11 protein-coding genes and 1 pseudogene are annotated in these 18,906 nt (G+C 40.9%); 2 read left to right on the top strand and 10 right to left on the bottom strand.

Translation table 11 applies throughout. The annotated features are described in order from the left end of the window. Positions 1-12: 12 nt before the first annotated feature. From KZP23_RS12950 to KZP23_RS12930, 5 genes and pseudogenes are all read right to left on the bottom strand, one after another. Complete coding sequence (locus KZP23_RS12950) at positions 13-1,242, bottom strand: IS256 family transposase (RefSeq protein WP_226332139.1); 1,230 nt, start codon at positions 1,240-1,242, stop codon at positions 13-15. A gap of 272 nt (positions 1,243-1,514) precedes the next feature. Continuing rightward, complete coding sequence (locus tag KZP23_RS12945) at positions 1,515-2,936, bottom strand: GH39 family glycosyl hydrolase (protein ID WP_226332138.1); 1,422 nt, start codon at positions 2,934-2,936, stop codon at positions 1,515-1,517. Between the two features lie 43 nt (positions 2,937-2,979). Further along, positions 2,980-3,131 (bottom strand): annotated as a pseudogene (locus KZP23_RS12940) (IS1595 family transposase); the annotation flags it as partial. 446 nt (positions 3,132-3,577) lie between these two features. Next, positions 3,578-4,744 (bottom strand): FecR family protein, encoded by a 1,167-nt coding sequence (locus KZP23_RS12935; RefSeq protein WP_226332137.1) that lies wholly within the window; start codon positions 4,742-4,744, stop codon positions 3,578-3,580. Positions 4,745-4,824: 80 nt separating this feature from the next. Continuing rightward, positions 4,825-5,400, bottom strand: coding sequence for an RNA polymerase sigma factor (locus KZP23_RS12930; protein WP_226332136.1), 576 nt, complete (start codon positions 5,398-5,400; stop codon positions 4,825-4,827). Positions 5,401-6,795: 1,395 nt separating this feature from the next. On the opposite strand from KZP23_RS12930, the gene KZP23_RS12925 reads away from it, so the two are divergent. Together KZP23_RS12925 and KZP23_RS12920 are read left to right on the top strand one after the other, a co-directional pair. Continuing rightward, positions 6,796-9,753: a DUF4982 domain-containing protein gene (locus KZP23_RS12925; RefSeq protein WP_226332135.1), complete on the top strand. Its 2,958-nt coding sequence runs from the start codon at positions 6,796-6,798 to the stop codon at positions 9,751-9,753. Positions 9,754-9,838: 85 nt separating this feature from the next. Beyond that, the gene (locus tag KZP23_RS12920) at positions 9,839-11,461 is read left to right on the top strand and encodes a family 43 glycosylhydrolase (protein WP_226332134.1); all 1,623 of its coding nucleotides are present in this window, start codon (positions 9,839-9,841) and stop codon (positions 11,459-11,461) included. Between the two features lie 85 nt (positions 11,462-11,546). Here KZP23_RS12920 and KZP23_RS12915 read toward each other — a convergent pair whose 3' ends face one another. The 5 genes from KZP23_RS12915 to KZP23_RS12895 all read right to left on the bottom strand — a co-directional run bounded on the left by KZP23_RS12915 (position 11,547) and on the right by KZP23_RS12895 (position 18,432). Next, the gene (locus KZP23_RS12915; protein WP_226332133.1) at positions 11,547-13,112 is read right to left on the bottom strand and encodes a carboxylesterase/lipase family protein; all 1,566 of its coding nucleotides are present in this window, start codon (positions 13,110-13,112) and stop codon (positions 11,547-11,549) included. A gap of 4 nt (positions 13,113-13,116) precedes the next feature. Continuing rightward, on the bottom strand, positions 13,117-13,986 hold the full coding sequence (locus tag KZP23_RS12910; protein ID WP_226332132.1) for an alpha/beta hydrolase: 870 nt from the start codon (positions 13,984-13,986) through the stop codon (positions 13,117-13,119). A gap of 10 nt (positions 13,987-13,996) precedes the next feature. Then, the gene (locus tag KZP23_RS12905) at positions 13,997-15,979 is read right to left on the bottom strand and encodes a glycoside hydrolase family 53 protein (RefSeq protein ID WP_226332131.1); all 1,983 of its coding nucleotides are present in this window, start codon (positions 15,977-15,979) and stop codon (positions 13,997-13,999) included. A gap of 131 nt (positions 15,980-16,110) precedes the next feature. After that, positions 16,111-17,049: an alpha/beta hydrolase family protein gene (locus KZP23_RS12900; RefSeq protein WP_226332130.1), complete on the bottom strand. Its 939-nt coding sequence runs from the start codon at positions 17,047-17,049 to the stop codon at positions 16,111-16,113. Between the two features lie 54 nt (positions 17,050-17,103). After that, positions 17,104-18,432 carry a serine hydrolase domain-containing protein gene (locus KZP23_RS12895; RefSeq protein ID WP_226332129.1) on the bottom strand — a complete coding sequence of 443 codons (1,329 nt, stop codon included), beginning with the start codon at positions 18,430-18,432 and terminating at the stop codon, positions 17,104-17,106. Positions 18,433-18,906: the final 474 nt, after the last annotated feature.

The raw sequence follows: 18,906 nt of genomic DNA, 5'->3' as shown, positions 1-18,906 counted from the left end.
CTCACTAAATGATTAGGTTTCCGTATTGATGTCCAACCGGAGCCTCCCCTCAAATTTAATGGCCAGCTGCTGGACTGTCAAGCTCCAGTTCTGTAAAGGGGTCGTCCATTTTTTCTCGATCCGCTGCGTGGCCAGATAGACCAGCTTTAGAAGTGCCATGTCACTGGTAAATGCCCCTTTGGTCTTGGTCACCTTTCTTACCTGCCGATGGAAGCCTTCCACCGCATTGGTGGTATAGATCAGCTTCCTGATGGGCGGTGTATAGGCAAAGAAGGCACTCAGCCTCTCCCAGTTGTCGTTCCAGGAACGGATCACTATGGGGTATTTCTTCCCCCACTTTTCTTCCAGTTCCAACAATGCCGATTCGGCCAGGTCCTTTGTCTCGGCCTTATAGATCTTCTTCAGGTCACCGGCAAACTCCTTTTGGTTTTTGCTGGCCACGTACTTCAGGCTGTTCCGGATCTGGTGGACCACGCAGAGCTGGATCTCTGTTTTCGGGAAAATCGACCCGATCGCCTCGGGAAAGCCCTTAAGGTTATCGGTACAGGCGATCAGGATATCCTGTACTCCACGGTGCTGTAGATCGCTGAGTACCTGTAGCCAGAAGTTCGCCCCCTCGCTTTCGGAAAGGTACATGCCCAGTACCTCCTTCTTCCCCTCACGGTTGATCCCTAATACATTGTATAGGGCCTTATGGCGTACCTTTCCTTCCTCACGTACCTTGAAGTGCATGGCATCAAGCCATACAATGCAATAGACCTCTTCCAACGGCCTGTTCTGCCACTCCTTGACTTTCGGGACGACACGGTCGGTAATATCGCTTATCACCTGCGTGGAGACCTCCGTATCGTACATTTCCTTGATGTACCCGGAGATGTCACGTAAGCTACTGCCAAGCCAGTACATCCCTATGATCTGCTTCTCAAGGTTATCGGCAAGGATACGCTGGCGCTTCTCGACGATCTTAGGTTCAAAGCTGCTGTGACGGTCCTGGGGCGTCTCGATCTCCACTTCTCCCAAGTTGCTCTTCACACGCTTGCTGCCCTTGCCGTTACGTTTGTTGCCTGCACTGTGGCCTGCATCTTCATCCCGAAGGTGCTCGTCCATCTCAGCCTGGAGGGCTTCCTCCAAAAACTCCTTCAACATCGGAGACAGCGCACCGTTCTTGCCGAACAGGGACTCTCCTGATAAAAACTGGTCAAGTACTTTCTTCTTAAATGCTGATTCTTGTTCTTCGCTCATATCTCTCTATCTTATAAACTTTAATTGATTTTCAAAGTCTCAGACAGAGTTTAGATTACAGTCTCGGAAAACTGCCCTTGCCCCCTGAGGAGGCAAGGGCAGTTTTCCCATATGTTAACTTTATTTACCTTTCAAACTTCTTTTCTTGCTTTTCCTGATATTCCACATATCGTCTGATCAAAAGGGCAAGGTTCAGCAAGGCCTAATCATATGTAGCTAAGTGCTGACATCTTTGATTATATACTTACCCTTATAAGATTAAGCCTATAAAATTATTCATCTATTAATGTTACCAAGGTTAATCCAGGACCTGCAATAGGCACAACCAAATCCTCTGAAAAATCCTCTTGACTAAATATTATGTCCTTCCAGTCGCTTTCATACTGGGATATCTTCACAACTTTTAAGTTTTTCCTACCTAGTGTCTCAATTTTCAGATTAATTTTAGTAACCGCGTCATCAAGATTGGCGATACCGATATTCAATTGCTCTCCATCTTTGCACGCTAAAACATTGATTTTTTCAAAAGAGACCTCGCTTAGCACTCTTTGGTTTTCCCCCTTTGTAAATTGTGAAAAAGTATTAAGTGCAACATAAACATTGTTTGGCAATCCATTGAAATCAAAAGCACCCCACTCTGGGGCAGTATCACCAGTATAATGGTGAGCTTTATCTATAGGAAGGTCTTGAAACATTGATAGCAAACCGAATATAAATGGGGTTCGGGAAGCACCTAACTGAAAATCTCGAATCTTACCAAACGCTTCCCATTGCTTATTTTTTCGGGTATTAAACACATTCCTTCCTTTTTTATCTTGGGCTAAGTACGTCCATTCAGTTAAATGACTCTCAGTTTTAGAAAAACCCATCGTATCAAGTGCATATCTAACTTTTTCAGCAGAGTTGGCTACAGCTTTCCAGCTTGATGGATAGATATGCCACGAAACAAAATCAAGGGGAACTTTTTGTTGCGCACATTTTTGAAAAAAACTATGATAAGGATTATTAGTATCAAAAATAACATGAGCCCCTGCAAAAGATGCTCCACCTACCTTAAGTAAACCATTATAGTTTTTAAGGGCATTGGCAACGGCTTTATAATAAATAAAAAACTCATCTGGTGTACCGGTCCAGGTCCGTTTATCTAAATCGGGCTCATTCCAAAATTCCCAGTATTTAATTCCCCAATAGAATCCATTATTCCAACCATCATTGTAATGCCGCACAATATTTACACAGACTTTTGCAAGTTGTGAAGGATCCCATAGTTCTGGCCGGACATACTTCTTAGTTGGCTGATGTTCAATACTCTCCCCTAGACGAAAATAAATTTCAGCTCCAGTAGCTTTTACTGTTTTGAGATAATCGTCTGTTAGTGTAAAATCGTAATTATTAGGATCTTCAGGATCTGCAGAGGGATCAGGAAAAAGACAATGAAGATCAACAACATCTAATATTTTAAGCGGAGCATCATGTAAACGAACAGAAGGTATTGATGCCTCCTTAAAGTAATCTGAAAAGTCAAATAAATAGTTTCTGTCTATTGGACCACAATTCACACCATGTATTGGTTTAACAGGGCCTAATTTTTCATCAGGATAAACAATTATTTTTGGTGTAAAAGTTTTGCTTTGAGCAAGTACTAAAAGATTAAGCCCTACGGTCAGCCAGCTTAATAGAAATATAAACCTCATTTCATTTCAATAAATTTATCTAAACCAAACTTATTTTATACGATTACACGCAAGCATACCAGAATGGATAAATAGCGACAATGACGAGCCTATCTAATAGTTTTTGGCCAAAATATCATCTGTTAGGTTTATAACAGAACTCTCGAAATAGTTTTGTATCATTCGTTCACTTATCATATGGCATTTCTGCAAATGAAGAAATTGGTATAAAATATCACTATTAATTTATTTGGGGCTACAGGTGCAATTGCAGATATACATATAAGTTAATTCTAACAATAAGAATTTTCAGAAATAAATCATTTACACATCTCTGATTTTTCACACAATATTAATGGATTGAATAATTAGGCATTAAACTCCTAATTATACCTAAACAAACCACAAATACCGATCAATACAATTTTTATATCGACCTTTATTACAAGTACCAAAATTCAATCCTCACCCTACCGTAATACACAAAAAATTAATATTAATTTATTCATATAGATTTTTACAAGTTCAAAATACTTACTAATAACTGACTCTCCGGGACTTTGCACCTGCCCCCCTAGGTGTTTCTGGCATGAACGGCTACCTTTTTACCAAACACTCCTCCTATTTTATCTTACAAGAAATATTTCATTTCTAGAAAGATTCTATTTCTGCCCTAAATTTTCACAAGAAATCTTATCCCCTTTCACCACAAAGTTAACATCACTAGTTTGTTCCATTAATTTTAGTACCCTGGAAAGGGTCGAAGAACGGCTGATTTTTCCAAAAAATTCAACATCAGGGATGCTTTCATACTCTACTTCAACCCCATACCACCTTTCTATTTGTCTCATAATACTCTTCAAGTCTGTTTCATTAAAAAGAAAATAACCATCTTTCCAAGCAATACTTTCATCAACAGAAACTTCATATACAGCCAAAGAATCACGGTAAATTGCTGATTGATTACCTGGGATCAGTAATTTCGAATCATTGGTTAAAGTGTTTTTAACACTTATACTCCCCTCAACTAGGGTTGTCTTTATCGCCCCTTCTTCAGAATAGGAATTAATATTAAAATGAGTTCCGTGAACAGTCACTACTTGTCCTTCACTTTCAACAGAAAACGGCCTTTTCAAATCACTTTCTACCTCAAAATAAGCTTCACCTTTTAGCTTGACTTTTCTTTCATCTGATGAGAAGGCTATCGGATATTCAATTTCGGATGAAGAATTTAACCAAACTTTAGAGCCATCAGGTAGTATAACTTGATATTTTCCTCCAACAGGGGTGCTTATGCTATTATACCTATCCGATAAATCGTCCGTATTAGATGATGCATTATATATTACCTGACCTTCTGCACTTTTAGTAATTTTTCCTCCTTCAATATCCAAAACGTCACCCTCTTTTAAATCAAGTAAATTTATCTTTTCCCCATTTGACATTGTAAGTATGGCTTTTTCCTTACCGGGAGGAAAGTCCATATCATAAGCTAGGTTATTCCTACTAATATCCAATTGGTGGTAAAAAACGCTTCCTACAAGAAGTATCCCCAAAACGATGATCGCAGCCACCCCAGTTCTAAAGAAAATATTCTTAGTTGATTTAGTAGCATTCCGATGATTTAAGCGCACATTTTCTTCATGAATCCTATTTCTAATTTCATGCAAAATTGAAGTCCTTATGCTCTCTTCTTTCTCTTTGGAAATTTCAATATTGCCATTGATACTTAACTTCCTATAATACTCCTTAAGTAGGATATTCTCAGACTTATTTGTTTTGCCTTGCACAAATTTATCTGCTAGATGTTGAAATGTTATTTTATCCATAACTTGTAATTGCACTAATAAAATCAATTTAAACTAAAAGATACTGCCTCCATATACACAAAACATTCTAAGTTTTGACATCACTTAAAAACACAATAAATGATCCCAAGACACAATTCAATATTCAGCCCATTTCTAATATAACGGAGTGATTTTGAAATACGTTTTTCAACTGTCTTTTCCGAAACTTTTAGCTTTTGTGCAATTTGTCTATAAGTTAATCCTTCTTCCCTGCTCAACTTAAATGTATCTTTACAGTTATCTGGCAACGAATTAACTATTCTATCGAGCAATTGTTGCTGTTCTTTAAACAAATATGGGTTATCTGTTATAATTTCTACAGAAACTTGCCTTACTCTTTCATAGAATTCTGCGTCTACTTTATTTTGTCTTATAGCTTTAAAAACAGCAAAGCGTGTAGCTTGATGCAAATATGCCTTTAAAGATGATACTTCAATTTCATCTTTCCTTTGCCATAAGCTAACAAAGACATCCTGAACTATATCACTTGCAATTGATTCATCCTTAATGATCGCATTTGCTGTCTTATATAATGATTTCCAATACCGATTATATAATGCTGTAAATGCTTCATCATTTCCCTTTTTTAGTAAAATGATCAGTTTTTGGTCTTCTAATTGGCTTAATGCAATCATAACGGTTAGCAAATGGGAATATTGAAAACAAATATTTTTTTTTAATCTACAATAATTAAATGATTTTTTTTTAAAAAAATAAGATCAACATAGTCTAATTTTAGACTAAAATCATGTTTGACTTCAGAAAAAAGTAAACAGTCTAAGAGATAATATTTAGATAGTGTAAAACACACTTCAAAAAGTACCACATTTTCTTAGAATTTAGCCAAAAGTAAACGTATAGTATACTAGGGGTATACGAGGCATGGGAGCATTCAAAGGGGAACGAGCGTAAATAAAACAGTCAGTGACTGATTTAAACGAATAGCCAGCTTGCAAGGTAGTCCCTTTTTCCCCTCCAAAACCACTTAATAAAATCTGGACGTTCCCAGTACCTCTCCTCGGTATTCCCTTTATGTCTCTCCTTTGCTTATAACAACTCCCAAGAATTAAAATCTTTCAGCCTAACGGGAATTATAAATTCCAAGGATATTTGGGTACAGTGGAATACTTCACCCTTTCAAGGTTACTAGACACTTATTGGTCAAGATTTGAATTCTGGACCAATAAATTGTAGGCCTTTGGGATGTCCATATCAGACTTCAATATAGCCACAAAGCTTTGGTTAACCTCCCCAGTCATTGCCCTATTAAAATTGAGTCGCTGACTCATCAAGCTAACCCAGCCTGAGTTCTCTCATAACAAGCTCCTATTCCCAAGTCCCAGAGGACTCCCCATATCAACTCCTACAGGTTTTAATCATATAGTCTGCTAACCGATTAAACATATCCCAAAACCAATATTTCCCACCATTTACTTGTCGGGGCAGGGTTACTCTCTGATGAAATTTATTTTCTAATATCAAAAGAATGCAAGTTCCGAGCTCCAGACTTACAAGACTAAAAAGAGGTTTTTGTATAAAAAGCTACATCTTACTATAATATCAATACATCATCAGTACACCGCAGCATACTTTTTTTAAAATTCTCATTTAATTTTATGTATATCCGCGCAATTGCACCAGTAAAAGTTAAAAGCGAATCGAAATGTTCGTTTTAATTTAAATATCAACTCCTTCGGTCTTCAGTCTTCAAACTCCCGACCACTTAAGCAAAGGATTTAAGGTTACTGGCATCATTGCGGATAATCAGATTTAATTTTCTTGATAAGTAATATAAAAGGGCAATTATACGAAAACCACCTAAATCAATATGTTATTGGTCATACTTAACCCTCCCTTGGTACTTATGGAGCTTAAATAGCTGATAATTTATTTTATACAATAGAAATTAAACATATATCTCAATTGCGCGGTCCATTCTAATAAATAATTCTAAATACCAGATGCAATTAGTTTTTGTTACAGTTAACCTTTTACAGAAGATAAGTTTTTAACAATTTCCAATAATAACCATGAAATTCAAACTCCTTTTACTAATTGGAGAAATCCTCCTATTTCACTGTGTACAAGCCCAAAGGACTACCTATAATTTCAATTCAAATTGGAAAGTAGAAGTCGGTAATCCTGAAGGTGCCGAAAACCCAAAATTCAATGACAGGCAATGGAAGGAAGTAACCCTGCCTTATGCCTGGAATGAGGATGAGGCATTCAAAGTAGACATTCATAGCATGTCAACCGGTATTGCATGGTACAGAAAGAACTTTGTACTCCCAAAAGGAACCGAGGGGAAAAAAGTTTTTTTGGAATTTGAGGGGGTGCGCCAAGGTGGAGAATTTTATATCAACGGAATCCATATCGGACGGCATGAAAATGGGGCCATGGCCGTGGGGTTCGACGTTTCAGACCTATTAAAGCCATCCCCTGCTACCAATATAATTGCAGTGAGGACAGACAATGATTGGGACTATAGAGAAAAATCCACGGGTACTAAGTTCCAATGGAGCGACCGCAATTTCAATGTAAATTATGGTGGGATCCCAAAAAATGTTTACCTGCATATAACCGACAAGCTCTATCAGACTTTGCCCCTTTATGCTAACCTTGGAACCGAAGGGGTCTATATCTACGCACAGGACATCAATATTAGAGAAGGTTCTGCCTCAATAACTGCCAATAGCCAAATCAGAAATGAATATGCTTCCGCGAAGACTTTTCAATACCAAGTAGACATTAAGGAAAAAAATGGAAGTCTGTTGAAATCATTTGGAAGTACACCAACTACACTTTCTCCCGGACAAACCGACTACATATTTGCTTCGGCAAAAGTGGAAGGTCTCCATTTTTGGAGCTGGGGATATGGCTATTTGTATGATGTATACACTAAGTTATTGGTTGATGGAGAGGTCATTGATGAGGTAAAAACCACTACCGGATTCAGGAAGACGGACTTTAAAAATGGTATGGTCTATCTTAATGACCGAGTACTCCAAATTAAGGGCTATGCCCAACGGACCAGCAACGAATGGCCCGGTGTGGGCTTGTCCGTTCCAGCCTGGCTCAGTGATTTCAGCAATAGGATGATGGTAGAGGGCAATGCCAACCTAGTCCGGTGGATGCATATCACACCATGGAAACAGGATATAGCGTCCTGTGACCGTGTGGGGCTTATTCAGGCTATGCCAGCCGGCGATGCAGAAAGTGATGTACAGGACAACCGATGGGAGCAACGAAAAAACCTCATGAGGGAGGCCATCATCTACAACCGTAATAATCCCAGCATTTTATTCTATGAATGCGGAAACGACAATATCAGCGAAGAACATATGTCAGAGATGAAGCAAATCAGGGACACTTATGACCCATACGGTGGTCGTGCCATTGGAAGCCGAGAAATGCTCGATAGCAAAGTAGCCGAATACGGTGGTGAAATGCTCTATATAAATAAAAGTGCAGATCAGCCTATGTGGGCCACAGAATACTCAAGAGACGAGGGTCTTCGAAAATACTGGGACGAATACACCCCTCCTTATCATAAAGACGGTGATGGTCCTCTCTATAAAGGCAAAAATGCAAGTGCATACAACCGTAACCAAGATTCCCATGCCATTGAAAATATAATTAGATGGTATGATTATTTTCGCGAACGTCCTGGGACAGGAAGAAGGGTAAGTTCAGGTGGTGTCAACATCATCTTTTCAGACACCCAGACCCACTTTAGGGGTGCCGAAAATTACAGAAGAAGTGGAGAAGTCGATCCCATGCGCATTCCAAAAGACGGATTTTATGCCCATCAGGTCATGTGGGATGGATGGGTAGACCCCGAAAATTCCCGTACGCATATTATTGGCCATTGGAATTATGAAAAGGGTGTAGAAAAACCCATATATGTAGTATCTAATGCAGAAGAAGTAGAATTATTCATCAATAACAGATCGCTAGGCAAAGGTGTGCAGTCCCATCGCTTTCTTTTTACCTTTAAAGATGTTGCTTGGCGGCCAGGCTCCATAAAAGCGGTCAGTTATAACGAAAATGGTGAGGCTGTCAGTGAAGATGAGATACTCACTGCCGGAGAGCCAAAGTCTCTAAAATTAAGCTTAATCCAAAGACCAGAAGGAATGATAGCTAATGGACACGACCTCGGATTGATACAAGTGGAAGTGGTTGATGAAGAAGGAAACAGATGTCCTACTGCACTAGATATGATAAAATTCGAACTTAATGGTCCTGCAGAATGGAGGGGAGGAATTGCCCAAGGGCCTGAAGACAATTATGTATTATCCCAAAAGTTACCCGTGGAAGGCGGGGTGAACAGGGTATTTGTCAGAGCATGTGAGGAAGCTGGAGAGATTAGCATTTCGGCCTCAGCTGAAGGGCTTGAGTCGGCAAGTTTGAAATGGTTTTCAAAGCCCTATTTAGTAGAAAAGGGCCTATCCAAATCGCTTCCAGGACAAGGGCTTGACAGTTACCTAGGCCGTGGACCTACTCCTCAAGGAACATCCGTCCAGCCATCCAGGATAGCGGTGGAAGTAATGGCTGCAAAGACCCAGGAAAATACCGAAACAGTTGAAAATTCCTTTGACGACAATGAGCTGACAAGTTGGAAAAACGATGGGGAACGTTCATCAGGATGGATAGAATATGAATTAGAAAGAGAGGCCGAACTTAGTGAGATCACCATGAAACTGAGCAATTGGCGCAACCGGAGCTATCCCATCTCCATTAGCATTGATGGCCAGGAAGTCTATTCCGGCAATACTCCCAAAAGTCTGGGATATGTTACCTTGAAATTTCCGCCAACTAAAGGAAAAAAGGTCTTGATCAAACTTATAGGAGCCAATATTGATGGAGACGCCTTCGGAATCGTAGAGATTACCGGAAAAGTAGAACCCTCGGGTGAAGAAAAGAAATCTAAAGGTTCCCTGAACATCGTGGAGATAGAGTTTTATGAAACACTGACAAAAAATGAATGACAGTAAGTACCCCTAATATCTTAACTCAGGGCTTACAAATAATTATGCAATAATATAATCACATAAACCCCATATAAACCAAATCATGAACAATTACATAGGTTACGAAAAGACAATACTACTTATGGCATTGACGTTTCTATTAGCCTGCCATACGGCCATTGGCCAAAAACATAATATTAAGAATGATACATTTTGGGACACCCAAGATGGTGACCCCATTTATAGCCAAGGCGGTGGCATTTTTACTTTTACCGACCCTGAAGATGGGGTAGAAAAATACTATTGGTATGGTGTACATTATGAGGAAGCTGAATTGTACCAGGAGGATCCATCAGTTACCCATAAGCGTACCAATTTTAAGGCTGTCACCTGCTATACCTCTACGGATTTGGTCAACTGGGAATCCAAGGGTCCTGTACTGGATAAGGCAGAGGTTGAAGAAAATTACCAGCGTGTGTTTTGGATGGGAAGATTGGGCGTGGCCTATATAAAGGAAATGAACAAATATGCCATTTTAGTCCAGCATAACAGCAATGTGCTTATTGCCCTTTCGGACAGTCCCAATGGTCCTTTCAAATGCCATAACCGATTAGACATGACCGATAGGATCGGTACGCCCAACACAGGCGACCAAACGGTATTCACAGATCCTGACACAGGTATTTCGTATTTAGTATATTCTTATGGGAAGGGAAGACACAAGATTTATATTTCTGAAATCGGTGTAAAGGACGGCAAAGTGGATTTACTTGATGTCACCCAAATATTCAAAGGAAAGGGTCGTGAGGGAAATTGCATGGTAAAATATAACGGCAAATACTATGTTTTTGCCTCCAACTTGTACGGCTGGGACTCTTCCTTAGCTTATTATTTAGTTTCCGATGACATTCGAGGCCCATACTTGCCTGAAAATAAAATGTTGATTACTCCAGGAAGTTATGATGACTATGCCCACATTACCCAAACGGGCTTTTTTGTTAATGTAATAGGAAGCCAAAAAGAAACAGTTATTTATTGTGGAGACCGCTGGGCGGACTTTGCGGGGAACGGCTTGGGATATAACCAATGGTGTCCAATTTCATTTGACGGAGAGACACCATTCTTTAACTCCCTAAACTCTTGGAATCTGAATGAATCAACGGGAGAATGGAGCGTTGCGGAGGATAATAATTTTGTAAAAAACAGCAGTTTCGAAGCTGACAGAAAGGCCATACCTAGTGGTGTAAAACCCATACAAGAACAGTTGTTGGGATGGCATTCAGAGGTTAAACAAGGCAATACCATTGTCATTGACGATAAAGAATCACCTGTGCTAAACCATGCCAATACCAAGGAAGACAGATTACACGTAATCGGTGAAAGAAGTTTAAATATATCCGATAAGGTACCCTTCAAAAGAAAAGTCTACCAGATGATCACTTCCACACCATATGTTCCCTTGGAGGATGGCACCTACACCTTATCGTTTAAGGTCAAAAGTGCGGGGACTTTTCATCAGCTAGAGGCTTATACCGAAAGCGGAGCCTATCAAAAAACCGAAAACGTGAAGCAATCGGACAATTGGAAAACCATAAGGCTCGAAGAAGTGAATGTTACCAACGGTAAAGTTGAAATAGGATTTATTGCACATGGAGCGGCAGGCGCAAGTTGTCAAATAGACGATGTAGCGTTCGTCCCTAGCAATGTCCCGGCTTATCAGAAATAATTTGTTTGGGGCAAATTCCAAAAACAGAAAAGGCTTTCATGGACAAAATTCCATGAAAGCCTTTTTATTCAGAAAGAGCTTTTCTTTATTTTATTGCTCCCTCCGAGGACAGCCGCCATCTAAAATATTCATCCAAGACATTGAGCGCAGGTTCACTAGGAACAGGGCCTGTTCGAAGCGGATCGCTCAAGTACATTGTTTTAGGGTTTGAATGATTGAAGACCGGCCATTTTTCCAGTCCATGACCGTTTGGATCACCATGCTTGGCAAAATTTGTCCAGTAGGCAGCCATTTTATTGGAAAGCGTTATATCCGACTCATTATTTCCAGCTCCTACTTTATCCAAAGTCTGAAAGACATAGGCTACATCCTGACCATGTGGTGAACCATGGCCGTATCGAGGAGAATCTTTCGGATATTCGGGATGTTGGTCAAAGTAATATAGATAAACGTTCGAATTCCCTGTTTTGGACTGCAAGTTTGCCCAAGCCCAGGTATGCCAGCCAAAAGCTGCATCACGGTTAAGGTCCCTTGCAGACTTTGGGATATGGTTCTCTCCCACAGGATATACCTTCAATAATTCATCAGCAAATTGGCCATAGCGGTTTTTGGTATTCTTGATAAATTCCTCAGGGCTCCTTTCACGGGTAAAACTAAGTCCTTCATCAGAATTATAGCCTATGAGTACAGGGATATCATTATAATCTCCCTTTTGATAGCTATGGTATTGGTCCTCGGTAATAACATGACCATCCACTATCGGCCAAGCACCGCCCAGCCCCATTCCCAAGGGCAGTTCATCAGCGCTAAGCTCACGTAACTCTTCCAATGAGGAAGCTCCTGCCTTTTCGGCATATGCCTTCCCATCTAATTCTGCTTGGTCCAAGCTTTTCATGTTTTCACCAGGAAAAGTATGGGGGCGCGTAGGCCCAAAAGAACCTCCACTCTGTGAAATCGCCCCTTGAAACAAGCCTTTTGCCAAGGGTGATGCACAGAGCATACTTACCGATATCCCTCCTGCCGATTCTCCAAAGATGGTCACCTTATCAGGGTTGCCTCCAAAAGCCTTGATATTTTTCTGTATCCATTTCAAACCGGCAATTTGATCCAAAAGACCATAATTCCCCGAAACACCATTGGGATTTTCTGCACTCAGTTCTGGATGAGCCAAAAAACCTAACTGTCCCACCCTATAGGCAATGCTTACTACAACCACGCCTTTTTGGGCAAGGTGTTTTCCTGTAGTGACAGGATCGGCAGTAGTACCAAAACTAAAACCGCCCCCATATATCCACACCATAACAGGTAAATTATCCTCCGGTGAGCTGGCTGGAGTCCAAATGTTCAGATACAGGCAATCTTCGCTTTTTCCGGAAGCAGGGTTTCCAGGTTGATAGGGTGAAGGTGCGTAGCTAGTGGCTTCTCTGATGCCCTCCCATGATTGAGGAGGTAAAGGTGCCTTCCAACGGAGTGCTCCTATGGGAGGCTGGGCAAAGGGTACCCCCTTAAACACCGTTATGCCATTTTCTTCTTCACCCTGCAATACACCTTGCGCTACCTGTACCTGCACAAGGTCCTTATCGGGCAAAACCATCGACGTTACCAAAGTGAGCGCCAATAAGATTACCAAGCCAAATAGTTTATTGTTCATGGAATTATGGGTTAAAGTTTTTTGATTTTATTTCCCAGCCGGGGTAATTATCCAGTTCCTGTTGCAGAAATAAACCGGTCTGGTCTTCTCCTTTAAATTGCCAGTTCAGCCAATCCAAAGCCATCCTAGCAAAAGAGCCACCGTACTCTTGATTAAATGTTCCTCCATGGCCGCCTTCCAGCAGGTCTGCAAAAACTACAGGGACCTGATCGATGCGCTCATAATCCATTAATGCATTTTCGGTTGCCACATCAGATTCTCCCCCTACAATGTATATAATCTCTCCTTGTAGGAAATTCAGCGATTCCTTGCTCGCCCCAGCCATGGTCATATCCCCCATACCGGAATTAAACATCATATAGCTTTTCACCCTAGGATCATCAGCAATGGACATGACCTGGGCTCCACCGCAAGACTGACCGGCCGCCACTATTTTGTCCAAATCCAACATGTCATGGTAAACATTACCGGCTTGTTGGGACAGATTGGTCATCTCATCCAAAGCCCTTACCAATTCTTGATCCGGAGTAGGCTTATGCACTCTTTCCTCCACGGTCATCTGTAACGACCCGATGGCCACGATCACGTATCCATGGGAGGCCACTTCTGTCAAGAGGCGTTCATGATGGATGGATGAATTCATACAGCCTCCATTTGCCCAGACCATAAGCGGCAACTTTCCTTCCTCTTTGACGGCAGCAGGCAAATTCTCAGGCCGATACACCACAAAATCCGATAACGCTTTTTCGGAAACGGCTATGGCCGGATAAGGGCCACTTCCCCCATCATCTATTTCCTTCATCTTTTCCCCCTGACCGAAACTGTACCGTAGGGATATTAATAAAAGGATTGAAAGTATTAGGTGTTTTTTCATATTACTTTAATCAGTCTGTGTTATAATTTTCATAAAAGGCCGGATAGATCTCAATATTCTGATTGGCCGCTCCATTTCTGTCAAACAGATCCCCCCAGCCGGGAGAAGTGGCTTCCCAAATAAATGTTCCGAGGCCCAAACCATTGGGAAGATTTTTCACGATCTCATTAACTTCCTTTTTATATTCCTTGTACTCCACCACGATGATGGGTTTTTCATATCGATTGGCCAATTCCGTCAAGTTGGCTTCCATATTATCTAGCTCACCATGCCATTCGGGATAGTAGGATTGACCGATAATATCAAAAACCACATCCCTACTACTGATCTTATCAAAAAATTTGATGGAATTCTTCAAATCGTGGGCCTTGGCGATATGCACCATAATGTTAATATTGGGATCTACTGAACGTACAGCAGCACTTGCACACCTCAAAAGTACACAAAAAGATTCCACTTGATCCCCTTCTATCTTCCCTATAGGCCATAGCATCCCGTTATGAATCTCATTTCCAATTTGCACCATCTCGGGAGCTACGCCTTCATCAATGAATCGCTCCACGACCTCTTGGGTATAATTGTAAATTCTTCTTTCTAATGCCGAACCTTCTAAGTCTTCCCATGAGGCAGGCATAAACTGCTTCCCAGGATCTGCCCATGTGTCACTATAATGAAAATCAAGCAGAAATTTCATCCCTGATGCCTTGACCCTTTTGGCCATTTCCAATGTCTTTTCCAATCCACAATAGCCTTCTTTGGAATAGCCATTTTCTGAAGTAGGATCCACGAAAAGTCGTAACCTGATCCAGTTAAAACGATGGTCCTTCAATATCTCTACGACATCCTTTTCCTCTCCTTGGTCCGAATAACTTACTCCACGCGACTCCATTTGCGGCACAAAGGAAATATCTGCGCCAATTACGGGCCTTTGTGCTTTTACAGTTCTAGCCTGTGGCTGTTCTACTACAGGACTTTTCTCAGGATCAGCATATTGATAGTATATATTGTCATAGACCGCGAATAGCTCTCCTGCAGGTTTGCCTTCTTGGTCGAAAAGGGCACGAAGAGGTTCCCATGCCATGGTTCCATACCCCAGACCATTAGGAATCGAGCGAACGATATCATTGATGCGTTTTACATTATCCAAGTTGGTACCATATTCACAAACAGCAATCGGCTTTTTATAGGTATTGGCCAAGTCATATAAATTGGTTTTTAGATCGTTATAGGTACCGTGCCACTGCTCATAATAAGAAAGGCCAATAATATCATAAACGGCACCATGGTCCTTCATCTTATCTAAGAATTCATGGCACAATTTATTTTGGCCACCCAGTGCCAAATGGACCATTATCTTGGCATTGGGAAGGACCTCGCGGACAGCTTTTTGTCCCGATGTATAAAGCCCCATCAACGATTCCCAATCTTGATCGGTGGCATTGTCCATTACTTTTCCCTCTGGCCACACCATACCGTGATTGATTTCATTTCCTATCTGAATGACATCAGGAGCTACTCCCGCTTCCTTAAAAGTGGTTAATACCTTATGGGTATATTGATATAAGCTATCTTGAAGGGGCTTTCCAGTAGCCCCCTCCCATGCTGATGGTTTAAATTGTTTATCAGGATCTGCCCAATAGTCACTATAATGAAAATCCAGTACAAATTCCATTCCCGCCTTTTTGATGCGTTTGGCCATTTCAAGGGTACGGTCGAGACCGCAAAAACCTTCCTTGGAATAGCCTTTTTCAGCAGTCGGATCCACAAAAAGCCGCAGGCGAACAGTATTGAAATGGTGATCTGACAATAGCTCAATGGGATCTTCTTGCTCACCATTTTCATTCAGGTATGTCGCTCCCCTTGCTTCCATTTGGGGCAAAAATGAAATATCTGCTCCGATGCGGTAATCTATTTCCTTTTGACAGCTAAAGCAGAATACTGCCAAAACCATTGGTATAAATAAATTAAGAATTGTTACGTTATTTCGATTCATAATAGATGAGTTATTTGTATTGTTATGGGTTATTCAATCTACGGTCAACTATTGGCTACCATGCCATACTGTTTCCCGGACACTCGTTGTTAAATTATTAAATCGTTCTATCCGTATTCATCTCTCCTATCTCATGGAATTTTCTTCTTTTGTACCTTCCATAAGGGGGATTGGGAAAGACTGCTTGGCTTGCCCTGAAATAGTGCTGCTGCCTCCTGATCTCCCTTTAGTTGCCATAGGTACCATGCAGTAGCTACCCTAGCAAATTCACCTCCATGGGGCTGGGCATAAGTTCCGGCATGCCCCACATCCATATTCCCTACGAAAACAGGTACATGATCAATCCGCTCAAAATCATCCATTCCATTATGATAGGCGATATCGCGTTCCCCGCCCAGCAAATAGAGTGTGGGGGAATGTAGTTTTTCTAATTGTTCCTTTTTGATCTGTGGCATTCCTAGCATTCCAGCACCTGGATGGGGCAATATACCGCTATTACACACCACAGCAGTAGTCACCCTTGGGTCGGCCGCAGCCTCTAAGGTCTGTAAACCTCCACAAGACATCCCACTCACCGAAATATGGGAGGTATCCACTTTTCCATAATACGGACTGTCCTCATCTTCATTGCTAGTAATGGCCCAGTCAATGGCATCAATCAACTGGGAAGAATACGATTTACCTTTCTTTTTCTCCCCTTCAGCAGGCATTGGCCCAATGGCAATCACCAAAAAACCGTGCGAAGCTACTTCACTCAAAAAATTCACATGCTCCCATGGGGAATTGGCACAGGCCCCATTGCCCCAGGCGATGATGGGTAGTTTTTCCTCTTCACCAAAAAGAGCCATTTCTTGGGGTCTGAAAATAGTATGTGTGGGAAGCGAAGCATCCATTTCCATTATGGCAGGATATGGACCTGTGCCTCCATCTTCCACGATCCTGGATTTCACTTCCTGTCCCATAGCTGGACGAAACAGCTGTAAACCGCCTAAAATAACAGCCAGTAGGATATAACTGATAAATTTCCCTTTTCCTGAATTATGTCGAAACTCTTCTAATCTTTTTATCATGTTCATGTCATCTAATTTGTACTGGTTTTATCCTTTAAATCCTTACCAAATTACTTAGTCAATAAGTGCATAAGCCTTTTCCAAAAACAATGGATACAATGGCTCTGCTTTGTACATATTCATATAAAATAGCGCTACCAAGTCATTTTCAGGATCTATGATGTAAGCAGTGCCCAGCATCCCTCCCCATGCAAAAGCGGTATTGGAAACTGCTGGAACCGGTTTTTTCATATCATTATGGAGTTCGAAGCCCAAACCAAACTGAAATCCCTTGCCTCCTGAATTATCAGATGGAAGCTGATTTTTCGTCGTCATCAATTCTATAGTTTCCGGCTTTAAGATTCTTTTACCGTTAAATTCACCCTTGTTCAACAACATTTGACAGAACTTGGCATAATCTTCAATGGGCCCGTTCAGTCCTATAGCACCCTCACAATAAGTTTGTTGTTTACTCACCGCTCCTTCAGCGTACATCGTTAAACCAGGTTCTAACTTACCATCCACTGCGCTATAAGGTTTGACAAACCGTGACAAGCTACTGGGAGGGTAATACCAATCGGTTTCATCCATTCCCAATGGGTCCAATATGGTCTCTTTCACATACTCCCTTAATGGCTTTCCAGAAATACGCTCCACCATATACCCTAACATATTGCTGCTAACATGATAGTTCCATTCCGTTCCAGGGTCAAAACCCAGTGGGTATTCAACCAGGGCAAGCATTTCATCCTCGAGGTATTTAGATTGATAGTTTCCACCAAAGCTGTGCTGTCCATTTGGAATACGGTCGATACTCCTTCCTCCAAATCCGGGAGGCGTACCTCCTTTTTTACCTTCATTTTTGCGAATTTGTCCTACCAATCCCGCATTTAAACCTGATGAATGAGACATCAGGTGGGCAAAGGTCATCGGGTGCTTTACTGGCCTGGTTTCATAGGTACCATCTTCATGCACTTTGGTGACCACTTCATTGGGAATTTCAGGAAAATACTTGGACACAGGGTCATCTACCTTGACCAAGCCTTTTTCCACAAGGCTCATAAAAGCTACTGTGGTAATGGCCTTGGTCTGAGAAAACAATACATAGTAATCATCAATAGTAGCTGGAACTTGATTTTCAACATCCTTCATTCCAAAGGCCTTTTTGTAAACCACATCTCCTCCATTTGCTATAAATGCTGACACACAGTTCAACTTTTTATGCGCTACAAAAGCCATTAACAAGCTATCAATCTTTGTTACCTCCTCTTCATCTATTCCCATTGTAGACAAATCAGGAGATGGGTTAAAATACTCGGGAAGGCTTGTTTTTTGTGCACTTGAACAAATACTATTGGATATGCACAAGACCAATAATATTGAAATCTTAAAAATATATTTCATGGTTCTTTGGGTTGTTAATTGAGTACAATAAAACATGGTTAACCTTTTCGGGACAATATATATAAATTAGGTGTTCTTTTTACATTTAAACAATGTAAAATACTCTTACACTGCGACAAACACCTTTACTACCTGAGTAAAACCAATGATGATCTAAAAGACCTGTAAAAAGTTGGGCATCTGGTTTTGGACATAAACCATGAGCTTTCATTGACATGGAATAAGCTCTTTATATCATAGAGACTTGAAATTCAGAAATTCCATCGATACAATTAATTTATTTTAAAAAAATTACCGGCTTTTTTTATTTTTCGCCTTATTACGACCAAAGATATCCTTATAATTGAGTTTGCCAATAAGGAAAACACCCTGATATAACTTCTCCCAATAGATAAAATTATCCTTGCCTTTTAAATATCAAAAGCGCACAAGGGACTTTCCTGTACGCTTTTTTTAAAAACTTAAATTGTGGGG

Origin of the sequence: Echinicola marina (assembly GCF_020463795.1) — a bacterium.
In the GTDB taxonomy this organism is placed as follows: Bacteria; Bacteroidota; Bacteroidia; order Cytophagales; family Cyclobacteriaceae; genus Echinicola; species Echinicola marina.
The sequence above is the reverse complement of the archived record's forward strand: the minus strand, read 5'-3'. Positions and strand labels throughout refer to the sequence as shown.

Coding starts and splice junctions, on each gene's coding strand:
- KZP23_RS12900 (WP_226332130.1), bottom strand. CDS start 17,049: ATGATAAAAAGATTAGAAGAGTTTCGACATAATTCAGGAAAAGGGAAA.
- KZP23_RS12915 (WP_226332133.1), bottom strand. CDS start 13,112: ATGAACAATAAACTATTTGGCTTGGTAATCTTATTGGCGCTCACTTTG.
- KZP23_RS12935 (WP_226332137.1), bottom strand. CDS start 4,744: ATGGATAAAATAACATTTCAACATCTAGCAGATAAATTTGTGCAAGGC.
- KZP23_RS12925 (WP_226332135.1), top strand. CDS start 6,796: ATGAAATTCAAACTCCTTTTACTAATTGGAGAAATCCTCCTATTTCAC.
- KZP23_RS12950 (WP_226332139.1), bottom strand. CDS start 1,242: ATGAGCGAAGAACAAGAATCAGCATTTAAGAAGAAAGTACTTGACCAG.
- KZP23_RS12920 (WP_226332134.1), top strand. CDS start 9,839: ATGAACAATTACATAGGTTACGAAAAGACAATACTACTTATGGCATTG.
- KZP23_RS12905 (WP_226332131.1), bottom strand. CDS start 15,979: ATGAATCGAAATAACGTAACAATTCTTAATTTATTTATACCAATGGTT.
- KZP23_RS12910 (WP_226332132.1), bottom strand. CDS start 13,986: ATGAAAAAACACCTAATACTTTCAATCCTTTTATTAATATCCCTACGG.
- KZP23_RS12895 (WP_226332129.1), bottom strand. CDS start 18,432: ATGAAATATATTTTTAAGATTTCAATATTATTGGTCTTGTGCATATCC.
- KZP23_RS12945 (WP_226332138.1), bottom strand. CDS start 2,936: ATGAGGTTTATATTTCTATTAAGCTGGCTGACCGTAGGGCTTAATCTT.
- KZP23_RS12930 (WP_226332136.1), bottom strand. CDS start 5,400: ATGATTGCATTAAGCCAATTAGAAGACCAAAAACTGATCATTTTACTA.